Origin of the sequence: Streptococcus sp. DD04, from assembly GCF_001578725.1 — a bacterium.
Classification (GTDB): Bacteria; Bacillota; Bacilli; order Lactobacillales; family Streptococcaceae; genus Streptococcus; species Streptococcus sinensis.
The window spans coordinates 25499-37450 of the sequence record NZ_KQ968976.1 but is presented as its reverse complement, the minus strand read 5'-3'; the positions used below and the strand labels follow the sequence as shown (position 1 = coordinate 37450).

General features: G+C 42.3%; 13 protein-coding genes and 1 pseudogene. 10 read left to right on the top strand and 4 right to left on the bottom strand.

What is annotated here, in order from left to right; translation table 11 throughout:
• The 4 genes from STRDD04_RS11245 to STRDD04_RS00170 form a co-directional block, all read left to right on the top strand.
• The coding region (locus STRDD04_RS11245; RefSeq protein ID WP_231853849.1) for a hypothetical protein at positions 1-188 on the top strand (188 nt) is incomplete at its 5' end.
• Between the two features lie 152 nt (positions 189-340).
• Entirely contained in the window at positions 341-691 is a 351-nt protein-coding gene (locus STRDD04_RS11240) for a hypothetical protein (RefSeq protein ID WP_231853848.1), read from the top strand.
• A gap of 92 nt (positions 692-783) precedes the next feature.
• Positions 784-1581 carry a replication-relaxation family protein gene (locus STRDD04_RS00175; protein WP_062198314.1) on the top strand — a complete coding sequence of 266 codons (798 nt, stop codon included), beginning with the start codon at positions 784-786 and terminating at the stop codon, positions 1579-1581.
• Positions 1582-1794: 213 nt separating this feature from the next.
• Positions 1795-3498, top strand: coding sequence for a recombinase family protein (locus STRDD04_RS00170; RefSeq protein WP_062198312.1), 1704 nt, complete (start codon positions 1795-1797; stop codon positions 3496-3498).
• A gap of 49 nt (positions 3499-3547) precedes the next feature.
• On the opposite strand, the gene STRDD04_RS00165 is transcribed toward STRDD04_RS00170, so the two are convergent.
• Genes STRDD04_RS00165 through STRDD04_RS00155 form a run of 3 tightly spaced genes read right to left on the bottom strand, consistent with a single transcriptional unit; the run spans position 3548 to position 5335 of the window.
• Positions 3548-4111: an ECF transporter S component gene (locus STRDD04_RS00165; RefSeq protein ID WP_062198310.1), complete on the bottom strand. Its 564-nt coding sequence runs from the start codon at positions 4109-4111 to the stop codon at positions 3548-3550.
• Entirely contained in the window at positions 4095-4646 is a 552-nt protein-coding gene (gene coaC, locus STRDD04_RS00160) for a phosphopantothenoylcysteine decarboxylase (protein WP_037616942.1), read from the bottom strand. The genes STRDD04_RS00165 and coaC overlap by 17 nt, the downstream gene beginning before the upstream one ends.
• A complete protein-coding gene (locus STRDD04_RS00155; RefSeq protein ID WP_062198308.1) occupies positions 4643-5335 on the bottom strand; it encodes a phosphopantothenate--cysteine ligase in 693 nt (230 codons plus the stop codon). The genes coaC and STRDD04_RS00155 overlap by 4 nt, the downstream gene beginning before the upstream one ends.
• 219 nt (positions 5336-5554) lie before the next feature.
• Here STRDD04_RS00155 and STRDD04_RS00150 point away from each other — a divergent pair, with 219 nt between their 5' ends.
• From STRDD04_RS00150 to dapA, 6 genes are all read left to right on the top strand, one after another.
• Positions 5555-7225 (top strand): formate--tetrahydrofolate ligase, encoded by a 1671-nt coding sequence (locus tag STRDD04_RS00150; RefSeq protein ID WP_062198306.1) that lies wholly within the window; start codon positions 5555-5557, stop codon positions 7223-7225.
• 70 nt (positions 7226-7295) lie between these two features.
• Positions 7296-7829, top strand: a complete 534-nt coding sequence (locus tag STRDD04_RS00145) for a GNAT family N-acetyltransferase (protein ID WP_062198304.1) — start codon at positions 7296-7298, stop codon at positions 7827-7829.
• On the top strand, positions 7826-8437 hold the full coding sequence (locus STRDD04_RS00140; protein ID WP_156469011.1) for a DUF5052 family protein: 612 nt from the start codon (positions 7826-7828) through the stop codon (positions 8435-8437). The genes STRDD04_RS00145 and STRDD04_RS00140 overlap by 4 nt, the downstream gene beginning before the upstream one ends.
• Positions 8438-8440: 3 nt before the next feature.
• On the top strand, positions 8441-9094 hold the full coding sequence (locus STRDD04_RS00135; RefSeq protein WP_062198301.1) for a DNA alkylation repair protein: 654 nt from the start codon (positions 8441-8443) through the stop codon (positions 9092-9094).
• A 515-nt stretch (positions 9095-9609) separates the two neighbouring features.
• Positions 9610-10686 carry an aspartate-semialdehyde dehydrogenase gene (locus STRDD04_RS00130; RefSeq protein ID WP_062198300.1) on the top strand — a complete coding sequence of 359 codons (1077 nt, stop codon included), beginning with the start codon at positions 9610-9612 and terminating at the stop codon, positions 10684-10686.
• A 102-nt stretch (positions 10687-10788) separates the two neighbouring features.
• Complete coding sequence (gene dapA, locus STRDD04_RS00125; protein WP_062198298.1) at positions 10789-11670, top strand: 4-hydroxy-tetrahydrodipicolinate synthase; 882 nt, start codon at positions 10789-10791, stop codon at positions 11668-11670.
• A 102-nt stretch (positions 11671-11772) separates the two neighbouring features.
• Here the strand turns inward: dapA and STRDD04_RS10435 are convergent.
• A pseudogene (locus STRDD04_RS10435) lies at positions 11773-11952 on the bottom strand (NAD(P)H-dependent oxidoreductase); the annotation flags it as partial.

The following is an 11952-nucleotide window of genomic DNA, read 5'->3' as shown; positions in this document are numbered from 1 at the left end:
TTGTATTGATTCCCCTTAATAAAGCGGTAATTGCTTCAGAATCTGCGAAACTCATCGGTAGCCTAATCACTTCCATGCTCTGGATGTTAATTTTACGCCAGTCTTCGGTTGAGCCAAGCAAACGCCAATCGGTCTTTATCTATATTGATGAGACACCGACTTTCTTAGGAATCCCTAACGCTATTTAGATGAAGCACTTTCGCAATCTCGCCAGTTTAATGTTGGCTGGAATATTGGCTTTCAACACCTTGCCCAAATGTCGCCTCAGTTAAAAGCTGGAATTGAATCCAATGTCGCAAATAAAATTGTTTTTGGCTTAAATCTTGATGAAGCTCGCGACATGGCAAAATATACTCTGGAGATTAATAAAGAAGATTTTTACAGCTTACCGCCATTTTGGGCATATATTAGAACAGAAATCTCTCCTAATACCTACCGCTGGCTTATCGGTAAAACCTACCCACCTAAACCAAAAATTAGAGATAGTCGGACACCATATCTAAATAGCTTAACTAAATATGGGCAAGATAGTTCAACCCTTGAAGCCGAATTTGAAAGCTATGCTTTTGTAAAACCGGTCTCAAAAGATAACAATCCACCGCAACAACTAACAGATTTTGGACGCAAAAAGCGTTCCAATCGGTCTTCGAATCGTGTTGATGAAGAAAATCCGTCTGCCCCTGATAAATAATGGTTTTTAGGATTTTTACTCATACGACTTACTCCGTAACTATACACATTTTGCGGAGAGCACACCTTTAAATTTAATGGAGAACAAAACAGATGAAATGGAATCAATTAACAAATGAAGATACGCAAATTCTATACTTTTTAAATCAGGCTAGATATGCCACTACCAACCAACTAGCTAGACTCTTTTTCGCGGATAGCGCTCGATTTGAAACCGCTATTCGTCGGGCTAATTTTACCGCGCAAAGTCTTAAACAAGCTGGCCTAATTTCGCACTTGAAACGTAGAATTGGTGGCGTGCGTCGGGGCTCGTCTTCCTATATCTGGCAAATTACTTTTCAAGGGCTAAAGCTCCTTAAAAGTCAAGATGACAGTATTATCTTGCGCTATAAAAATCAATATGAACCAACTCAGCACCACGTTGAACATACTTTAGCAATTACGGAAATCTTTGTTGAGACACTAGAAACCGTTCGAGATTCAGAAAAACTATCGCTTGAAACTTTTTCTTTTGAGCCGAACTCTTGGCGCAGCTACCAAAAACTTTCTGGTATGGGTAGAACTCTAAAGCCGGATGCTTATTTAGAGCTAGTTAGTCAAGAATATGAAGATCATTACTTTTTAGAAATAGACCGAAGCACCGAAAGCCTATCTAGAATTGTGAACACTTGTAAAAAATATATTGAATACTATCGCTCGGGTATTGAACAGCGACAAAAGGAAGTTTTCCCATTTGTGCTCTGGATAGTGCCAGACGATAAGCGCAAACTCGCTATCTCGAAAGTTATTCAAAATGAACTATATAACTTTTGGGAACTGTTTACTGTCATAACACTTGAAGAATACCCAGATTATATCAAGGGAGGAATAGCTAATGAATCAAAAGAATAAAGACCGAGACTCAAACCAGCCCTCACGCACCGCCGATGAAATTTGTCGAATTGGTCGAACGACTTACTTAATCCGCCACCGTTTTACTGGAAATCGCAATCTTGAAAATGTCCTAGAAAGGTTGATTTTAAGCGACAAATCACTACTTTAACAGTAGCAAAAAATGGTATAATAGAAGTATAAGGTGTGTGAACTCCAAAAGGAGAAAAACACATGAACAGAACTTTGACAATTTCAGATTATAGACAAGTAGATACTTCAAAACTTTCAGATATTACGGTGGTTTATTGTCGCTTAAGTCAAGACGACGGGCTGGACGGAGATAGTAACTCAATTATCAATCAGAAGAAAATTCTACTTGATGTAGTTGCAAGAGAAAATCTCCCTAATCCTATTTTGTTTGTCGATGATGGCTTTAGTGGCACAAATTTTGACCGTCCGGCTATTTCGGAAGCCTTGCGTTTGGTGGAAAATCGGCAAGTTTCAAACTTCATTGTCAAGGATTTGAGCCGTTTGGGGCGGTCTTATATCAAGGTTGGACAACTAACGGAAATCACCTTTCCTAGTTTTGACGTCCGCTTCATCGCCTTAAATGATGGCGTAGATTCGAATAAGCCTAATGAAACTAATTCTATTTTCTTGCCAATCAAGAGTTTAATGGATGAAATGTATGCGGCAGATACCAGCAAGAAGATTAGAGCAGTCGTGCAATCTAAAGCGAGAGCTGGCGAGCGTGTCACAGTAAATCCACCTTATGGCTACCTCAAAGACTCCAGCGATTCTAAAAACTGGATTATTGACCCAGTTGCCAGTGAAGTCGTGAAGCGGATTTTTCAGGAAGCGAAAAGTGGAAAAAGTCTCTCAGAGATTGCGAAAGGATTAGCAAACGACAAAATTTTTAAACCAGACCGCCACCGAATCGAAATCGGTCTGAAACCTATTTCCGCCCGTTCAAATGTGGAAACTTTGCCGTATTTTTGGACGCGAGAAACCCTAAGCGCTATCTTAGGCCGTGAAGAATATCTTGGTCACACGGTTAATCTCCGCACACGGACAAAATCTTATAAAGACAAACGTAAGGTGGATAATCCAAAGGAAGGTTGGTTGGTTTTCAAGAATACCCATGAAGCGATTATAGACCAAGAAACTTTTGATGTTGTCCAGAAGATGAGGAGTCATAAGCGGTCTAATCAACGGTATAAAAATCGGGCTGGTCACGAGAATTTGTTTGCGGGGTTGGTTTTTTGTGGAACTTGTGGGCGAAAGCATTATTTTTGCCCACAAGAGAAAAACGGACTTAACCACGACCACTATAAGTGTTCTGGCTACCGCAAACCGATTGATGGTTGCGAAAATCCACACTACATTCAAAAATCCGCTTTGATCGAGATTGTAAGCGATAAACTCCGTCAAACGATCCACGATTGCCAATTAGACCAAGAAGCCTTTTTAAAGAAGCTAGAACAACAAAGCCAAGCTCAATTCAGCAAAGATAACAAACGTCAGCAACTGAAACTTCAAAAGGATGAATACCGCTTTAAAGAAATAGACCGAATTATCCAACAGCTCTATGAAGATAATCTACTTGGTAAAATTTCAGATGAACGCTTTGTGAAGTTAAGTCAGAGCTATGAAGAAGAACAGTGTCAGCTCCAAACTTCCATTTCTGACTTAACAGAAAAACTCGCCAAACAACAAGAAGATAGCTTGAATATCTCCAAGTTTATGGCGAGAATTTCCAAATATACAGAGCTACCAAAACTAACCGTTGAGATAGTGAATGAGCTGATTGATAAGATTGTGATTCATAAACCAACTAGCACGAAACGCAATCGCATTATCCAAATTGACATTTATTACAATTTCATCGGGAAACTAAACAACGAAAAAAGCGAGCCAAACGACTTGGCTCGCTAATATTAACCCAAATAACTAAACTGCTGTGTGTCAGATCAGCTCTGGGTGATTATTTTTTGACCTTTTCAAGTGCGGGCACAATAGCGACGGTAAGAATGGCAGAAATGACCATTTCAGAAATAGAATTGGCTGATAGAACAAGTGCGAGCATCGCTTGAATATCTCCATTGTAAACAGCTGAAAATAGGATGAAAATTCCACCAAGAACAAAGACGGTGTTGGTCATAGAGCCTACTGCACCAGCAAGCACTAACCCCGGCTTGTTTTTCATCCATTTATAGACAAAGTAGGGAGTAATCCCAATCAGAATTCGTGGCACCATAGCAATCATTAAAGAATTAAGATTCCCATTTGGTACAAAAGGGCTGAAAAGATAACTAGTCGGCAGGAGAACCAGAGTATTTGTCACGACACTAATCAGTCCCATTAAGGTTCCTAGTATAGCTCCGATGCGAGGTCCGTAGATGATGCTGGCGATAATGACCGGAATGTGGATAATGGTCGGCTTAATCGGAACTGGCAGCAGATTGAAAATGACGGAGCTCAGCAAATGGAGTACCAGCATAATAGCAAAAAAGATGGCAATTTGGGCAACACTAGATTGTTTTCTCATTTATAATTTCCTTTACTTTTTCTATAATCGTATTTATATCAGCCAGAGCACCTGTCCCGTGGTCCCCGCAAGCTAGGACAGCTTCACGTGGTTCAATTATTTCCCAGCCAAATTGTTTCAATCTTTCCAGATTGTGTTGGGTCAAGGGATTTTCGTACATTTTGGTATTCATAGCCGGGGCGATGACTTTTTTGACATGAGAGGGTAGAGCAAGGGCAGTCGCAGTTACCATATTGTCTGCCAGCCCATTGGCTAGCTTGGCGATGGTATTGGCTGTAGCAGGAGCGACTAAGAAGAGATTCGTCTTCTTGGCAATTTCAATATGGTTCACCTTGTCTGGCCAAGGTTCTTCCATAATGTCAAGGGTGACAGGATTTTTTGATAGTACCTGCAGGGTCAGTGGGGTGATGAAGTGACTGGCAGCTTCCGTCATGAGAATAGACACGGTATAGCCCAACTTCCCAAGCTGACTAGTAATATCCGCAGCTTTATAGGCAGAAATGCTACCTGTGACTGCGAGGGTGATCTGAATCATAGTCTGCCTCCTTTCTGGATATGGTCTAGCAGCTTTTCAGCAATATCTTCCTTGGAAAAAGCTTCTGTGACAGTGTCTTGCCCTACGAGATAGGCATGGTGAAGACCGCTTGAAATTTCAGCCAAATCATTGGCGACAATCAGTTCAGCCTGATTTTTTATTAGGCTGGATCTAGCAGTAGTAAGCAGTTCTTCTTGCGAAACATCTACCAATAGTTTAAATCCAATTAGTCGAATATTTGGATTCCATTCTTTGACCTTGCTAATGATTTTGGGATTTTTCTTGAGGAAAAGCACTTGGTAGTCATCAGCAGAAGAAATCTTGCTCTGGGAGTTGCTTTTATCCAGAAATTCTGTCATATCTGAACTAGCAAGAACCTCTTCGAATCCTGCCATATAAATCGGCTTGTAGTCTGAAACAGCCATGGAGTGAATGAGTACATCATGGGCTGGCACCAGCTCCCTCATAGCCAATAGCAACTGGTTGGTATTTTCGATCATTCTAATCGTTAATTGTTCGTGCGGGGCAGGCTTGACAGCTTTTTCAGTCGTTAGCAAAGTTACTGTGGCACCGTTGGCTAAACAATGCTCAGCAATAATTTTTCCAAGCTGGCCTGTCGAATGATTGGTAATAGAGCGGACTTGGTCGATTTTTTCGCTAGTTCCGCCAGAAGTAATCAATATGTTCATAGACTTATTTTACAAGAAAAAAAGAATTAAGTAAAATAAAATTCATTCAAAACAGTCTCGTATGAACAAAATTTTTTCTTTGAGAGAATATGGACGATGATAAATCAATAGAACTCAAAAGACGTAATTACCGAACATTATACATGTAATGGAAATTAATCGTGCAGATTTAATTATTTTTTGTTATAATCGTTATATTAAGTGATAGAGGAGTTCCTAATGAAAACAGATATCGAAATTGCTCAGAGTGTTGACCTGCAACCTATTGTTGATGTGGTGAAAAAAATTGGTATCGACTATGATGACTTAGAACTATATGGTAAGTACAAGGCTAAGCTCAGCTTTGATAAGATTCGTGAGGTTGAAAAAAATCCTGTTGGAAAACTGATTTTGGTGACAGCGATCAATCCAACTCCAGCTGGAGAAGGCAAGTCCACGATTACCATTGGACTGGCTGACGCACTCAACAAAATTGGCAAGAAAACCATGATTGCTATCCGCGAACCGTCTTTGGGGCCTGTTATGGGAATCAAAGGAGGCGCAGCTGGAGGCGGTCACGCGCAAGTTCTACCCATGGAAGATATAAATTTGCATTTTACTGGTGACATGCACGCCATTACGACTGCTAATAATGCTCTGTCTGCTCTCATCGATAATCATTTGCATCAGGGAAATGAGCTGGGTATCGACCAGCGCCGTATTATCTGGAAGCGGGTAGTTGACCTGAATGACCGCGCTCTTCGCCATGTGACAGTTGGACTTGGCAGTCCGGTTAATGGTATTCCACGGGAAGATGGTTTTGACATTACAGTTGCCTCTGAAATTATGGCGATTCTTTGCTTGGCAACGGATATTGAAGATTTGAAAAAGCGCTTGGCTAACATTGTCATTGGTTATCGCTATGACCGCACGCCAGTTTATATTCGTGACCTTGAGGTAGAAGGAGCCTTGGCTTTAGTCTTGAAAGATGCGATTAAGCCAAATCTAGTTCAGACTATTTACGGGACACCAGCCTTTGTTCATGGCGGACCGTTTGCCAATATCGCCCATGGCTGTAACTCGGTCTTGGCGACTAGTACAGCGCTGCGCTTAGCTGATTATACAGTGACTGAAGCTGGATTCGGTGCGGATCTTGGTGCTGAGAAGTTCCTCAATATCAAGACTCCAAACTTGCCAACTTCTCCAGATGCAGTCGTGATTGTGGCAACCTTGCGTGCGCTCAAGATGAATGGTGGTGTGGCTAAGGATGCACTTACTGAAGAAAATGTTGAGGCGGTACGTGCTGGCTTTGCCAATCTTAAACGTCACGTTGAAAATATCCGTAAGTTCGGTATTCCAGTGGTAGTAGCCATCAATGAATTTATTTCAGATACGGAAGCTGAAATTGCTACGCTTAAGGACCTTTGTGCAGAAATTAAGGTTCCAGTTGAGTTAGCTAGTGTCTGGGCTGATGGTGCCGAAGGTGGTGTATCTCTGGCTGAGACTGTAGTCAAAACTATTGATGAAACTCCAGCGCACTACACTCGCCTTTATGATAATGACTCAACGATTGAAGAGAAGATCGAGAAGATTGTCACTGAAATCTATCGTGGTTCAAAAGTGAACTTTGAGAAAAAAGCGCAGACTCAGATTCGGGAAATTGTTAAGAACGGCTGGGACAAGCTGCCAATCTGTATGGCCAAAACACAGTATAGCTTCTCAGACAATCCTGCTGCGCTGGGCGCGCCAGAAAACTTTGAAATTACCATTCGTGAATTGGTACCAAAACTTGGGGCAGGCTTTATCGTGGCTCTGACAGGCGATGTCATGACCATGCCAGGATTGCCAAAACGTCCTGCAGCACTCAATATGGATGTTGCAGCAGACGGCACAGCGATTGGTTTGTTCTAAAGCCAATTATAAAGGCTCTAACGAGCCTTTTTTGGTATAATAGTGGAAATGCTAAGAATATGGAGGTATTATGAATATTAGACTAGCTAAGCCGTTGGATGCAGCAGCCTTGCTAGCCATCTATGCGCCTTATGTAGAGAATACAGCCATCACTTTTGAATATGATGTTCCGACCGTAGAGGATTTCGCAAATCGGATCGAAAAAATATTGGAAAAATATCCTTATCTGGTAGCGGAAGAAGACGGTGTAGTCTTAGGTTATGCCTATGCTTCGACTTATTATGCACGTGCAGCCTATGATTGGGCGGTAGAATTATCCGTCTATGTCAGCCAAGATGCTAGAGGAAAAGGAGTTGGCAGCAAGCTTTATGATAAACTTGAAGACATGTTAGATCAGATGGGCTATATCCATTTTCTAGCCTGTATTTCTTTGCCTAACCAAGATAGCCTAGCTTTTCATGCCAAGCGAGGTTATCAGCAAGTTGCGCATTTACCTAAAATTGGCTATAAATTCGAACGTTGGCATGATATTGTTTGGCTGCAAAAGTCCTTGGACAAGGTAACTGAACCTATTAAACTTTTAAAAAAAATGGAGTGGAAATGATGAAAAAGAAACATTTATTAATAACTCTTCTAAGCATTGCCCTTTTGACTTTGAGCGGCTGTCAGGCCGTTGAAAATTGGTTTAAAAATGCCAAGGAAGAATGGCTGGGGCTAGAGATGACGGTTCGCACTTATGATGAAAATTCCCAGCTCATTGACCAGATGTCTGGCAAGTCCCTGTCCATCTCGCGTAACGAGGAGTTTGACTCGGTTGATGCGGAAGGAAATTCCAAGGAGGATTCATCTGTTCTCAAAATTACCTTAGGTAAGTATGAGATTGACCATGTAGGCTCTTCTTTGATTGCAGAAGAAAAAGGCTTGAAAGATGTGTTTGCTCAATATCAAAAGACGGCAGATGTTGAGGAAAATAGCCACTCAGTTCCTGTTTTGAATCGTATGATTTCATCTTTTAAAAACGAGTTTACTGGTAAGAAAAAGGTTATTCTGATTCGCTCGCAAAATGGTACTCCGCTGGCCGCCTATGCCGGTGACCGCGTCTCTCTTGATAAATCAGATGCTCCCAAAACTTCTGAATTGCTGATTGATGGCAAGAGGCTAGTGATTTACCGCTGTGACTACACTATTTATGACCGCGAATTGCTGGAGTAAGTTATGAATGTAGAAGAATTAGCAGAAGAGTTAAAAATGGTAGCCAAACCTGATGATGCGGTAGCTATGAAAGCCTATATGAAAAATAAATTTGAGTTTCTAGGAGTCAAGACTCCGGTCAGGCGGAAACTCGCAAAGGCTTTTTTCAAACATCAGATGGACTCAGTCATTGACTGGAATTTTATAAATGAAGCTTGGAATAATCCCTATCGAGAATTACAGTATGCTGCGTTGGATTATCTGGAGATTCGCAAGAAACTCTTGACTCCATCTGACTTGCCACACTTGAAAAAGTTGGCCCAAACAAAATCTTGGTGGGATACCATTGACTTTTTGGACCGCTTGGTCGGGTCAATCATTGCTCGATTTCCAGAAGCCAAAGAGATTATTTTGGCTTGGAGTTGCGATGAGGATATCTGGCTGCGGCGCTTGGCCATCGATCATCAGCTGCTGCGAAAAGAAGAAACAGACACGGAGCTGTTGGAGAAGATTTTAATAAATAACCTTGGTCAAACAGAATTCTTTATTAACAAGGCCATCGGTTGGGCGCTGAGAGATTATTCCAAAACCAATCCAGACTGGGTCAGAGATTTTATCGAACGGCATCAGACAGAAATGGCTGCGCTTAGTATTCGAGAGGGAAGTAAGTATTTATAAAAATTCTAATAATCTGTCTGTCTTGACATTTTCTATGTGATAGCTTATGATAGATAAGTGCGATGAGTCGATATGCAGATTTTCTGCAAATTGAAGCATGGGAGGTCATAACGCAGGAGCGGACCTTGATCGGTTGTGTGAACCTGCTGATCACACGAAAGTGCCCTTATCCCCAGTCTACGGATTGGGGATTTTCTATTGCTCTTGATGAAACAACTTCGCAGAAGGCAGTTGAGTCGTAGAGCAGTGGATGCAGTTTTGTCCGCAAGGACAAAAACTGTAAACTTTGAAAGTTCTCCTAGAGAGACGAACCCATTGGTCGAAGCCGAGCTTAGAGACATTGATACTGATAGGTGCAGCGTTGTGAGCGCTATAGTCAAAGTTGAGCTTAGAACAGCAGAAACATTTTGCCTAAAAATGCACATCATATTCTTCAGAAATATTTGCATTTTTCCTTAAAAATAGTATAATACTAACAATACACAAATTTTTTGAAAATTCAGAGAGGTTATCGCATGGGATATACAGTTGCTGTTGTTGGTGCCACTGGTGCCGTTGGCGCTCAAATGATTAAAATGCTGGAAGAATCTAGCCTTCCGATTGATAAAATACGCTATTTGGCTTCTGCTCGTTCAGCTGGTAAAGTTCTCCAGTTCAAGGGACAGGATATTACCATCGAAGAGACAACTGAGACAGCCTTTGAAGGTGTAGATATTGCTCTCTTCTCAGCTGGTGGCTCTACCTCAGCAAAATACGCTCCATACGCTGTTAAGGCTGGCGCAGTGGTGGTAGACAACACCTCTTATTTCCGTCAAAATCCTGATGTGCCGCTGGTCGTTCCTGAGGTCAATGCCCACGCGCTGGATCAACACAAGGGAATTATTGCCTGCCCTAACTGTTCGACTATTCAGATGATGGTGGCTTTGGAGCCTGTCCGTCAACAATGGGGACTGGAGCGTATCATCGTGTCCACCTATCAGGCTGTTTCTGGTGCCGGTATGGGGGCAATTCTTGAAACTCAGGGGCAGTTACGCTCTATCCTCAATGACGGTGTTAATCCTAAAGATGTAGAGGCTAATATCCTGCCTTCTGGTGGCGACAAGAAGCATTATCCGATTGCCTTTAATGCCCTTCCACAAATCGATCTCTTCACTGACAACGACTACACTTACGAAGAGATGAAGATGACCAAGGAAACCAAGAAAATCATGGAAGACGATTCCATTGCTGTTTCTGCGACCTGCGTCCGGATTCCTGTTCTCTCTGCCCACTCTGAGTCTGTTTACATCGAGACCAAAGAAGTAGCACCAATTGAAGAAGTCAAGGCGGCTATCGCAGCCTTCCCAGGAGCTGTTCTGGAGGATGATGTGGCTCATCAAATCTATCCGCAAGCGGTTAATGCAGTTGGTAAGAAAGAAACCTTTGTTGGCCGGATTCGCAAGGATCTAGATGCAGAAAAAGGGATCCACATGTGGGTAGTTTCAGATAATCTCCTTAAAGGAGCAGCTTGGAATTCTGTCCAAATCGCAGAAACTCTGCACGAGCGCGGCTTGGTTCGTCCTACGGCAGAAGTTGTTTTTGAACTAAAATAAAACTTATCTACTAAAAATATAGGAAAGGGGTACGAGCAGCCTATAGCTGATTACTGCTCTTCCTATATTTTCTTATAGCTTCGCAACTAAAGGAGGAGAGACATGTCCATTACAGATTTAAAAGACGCAAGAATCATTACCGCCCTAGTCACGCCCTTCAAAGAAGATGGAAGTATCAACTTTGAAGCTCTTCCAAAGCTGATTGAGCATCTGTTAGCGCATCATACAGAAGGAATTCTTCTAGCTGGAACGACAGGGGAAAGCCCAACCTTGACTCACGAGGAAGAACTTGAGCTCTTTTCAGAAGTCCAGCGTATTGTAGCAGGACGTGTGCCTTTGATTGCCGGAATTGGGACCAATGACACGCGAGATTCAGTCCAATTTGCTCGAGAAGTAGATGAATTTGGTGGCTTTGCTGCTGGTTTAGCCGTCACGCCTTATTATAACAAACCTACTCAAGAGGGACTTTATCAGCATTATAAGGCGATTGCCGAAGCATCAAATCTGCCCATTATTGTCTATAATATCCCCGGTCGGACCGTTGCTGGACTAACTGTAGAAACTTCCTTGCGTCTGGCTAAGTTACCTAATATCATTGCCATTAAAGACTGCACGGGAGTAGATACAATTGCTAGATTAGTCGAAAATGCGCCAAAAGATTTCTTGGTCTATACAGGCGAAGATGGCCAAGCCTTTCATGCTAAAGCACTCGGTGCGCAAGGCGTTATTTCAGTAGCGGCTCATACTAATGGAGATGATTTTTATAATATGTTTACTGCTTTGGATCAAGGGGATATCCAAGAAGCAGCACGGATCCATCGTCAGCTCTTACCTAAAGTTGATGCCCTCTTCTCCGTCAGCAGCCCAGCTCCATTGAAAGCAGTTCTTAATCATCAAGGCTTTCATGTTGGTCCACTGCGTCTGCCTTTGGTAGCATGTACTGAAGCAGAAGCCCAGAAAATCATTAAAATTATTGAATCGTAAAGAAAGCAGGATAAAAGGCTTAAAACCGTGGTTTTAAGCCTTTTTCTTATCACAGATTGGGAAGTAATCTGTGTAATAGAATCCTATGTGTAGATTGTATTCTTACGCACTGGCACCTGAAGTCGCGTCAGCGTCTCCGCCCCCATGACCGCCAGCATCTGAAGCACCAGAAGTAGCATCTGCGTCTCCATGCCCTCCAGCAGCAGGAGCGAATGGTCCGCTACCTCCAACCAAACGTTGGCCAGTTGCTTGCAAATACCAGTCAAGCCACGGTTGGAAGTT

Coding starts and splice junctions, on each gene's coding strand:
- STRDD04_RS00175 (WP_062198314.1), top strand. CDS start 784: ATGAAATGGAATCAATTAACAAATGAAGATACGCAAATTCTATACTTT.
- STRDD04_RS00140 (WP_156469011.1), top strand. CDS start 7,826: ATGATGAAAAAGAAACATTTATTAATAACTCTTCTAAGCATTGCCCTT.
- coaC (WP_037616942.1), bottom strand. CDS start 4,646: ATGATTCAGATCACCCTCGCAGTCACAGGTAGCATTTCTGCCTATAAA.
- STRDD04_RS00150 (WP_062198306.1), top strand. CDS start 5,555: ATGAAAACAGATATCGAAATTGCTCAGAGTGTTGACCTGCAACCTATT.
- STRDD04_RS00130 (WP_062198300.1), top strand. CDS start 9,610: ATGGGATATACAGTTGCTGTTGTTGGTGCCACTGGTGCCGTTGGCGCT.
- dapA (WP_062198298.1), top strand. CDS start 10,789: ATGTCCATTACAGATTTAAAAGACGCAAGAATCATTACCGCCCTAGTC.
- STRDD04_RS00170 (WP_062198312.1), top strand. CDS start 1,795: ATGAACAGAACTTTGACAATTTCAGATTATAGACAAGTAGATACTTCA.
- STRDD04_RS00165 (WP_062198310.1), bottom strand. CDS start 4,111: ATGAGAAAACAATCTAGTGTTGCCCAAATTGCCATCTTTTTTGCTATT.
- STRDD04_RS00145 (WP_062198304.1), top strand. CDS start 7,296: ATGAATATTAGACTAGCTAAGCCGTTGGATGCAGCAGCCTTGCTAGCC.
- STRDD04_RS11240 (WP_231853848.1), top strand. CDS start 341: ATGGCAAAATATACTCTGGAGATTAATAAAGAAGATTTTTACAGCTTA.
- STRDD04_RS00135 (WP_062198301.1), top strand. CDS start 8,441: ATGAATGTAGAAGAATTAGCAGAAGAGTTAAAAATGGTAGCCAAACCT.
- STRDD04_RS00155 (WP_062198308.1), bottom strand. CDS start 5,335: ATGAACATATTGATTACTTCTGGCGGAACTAGCGAAAAAATCGACCAA.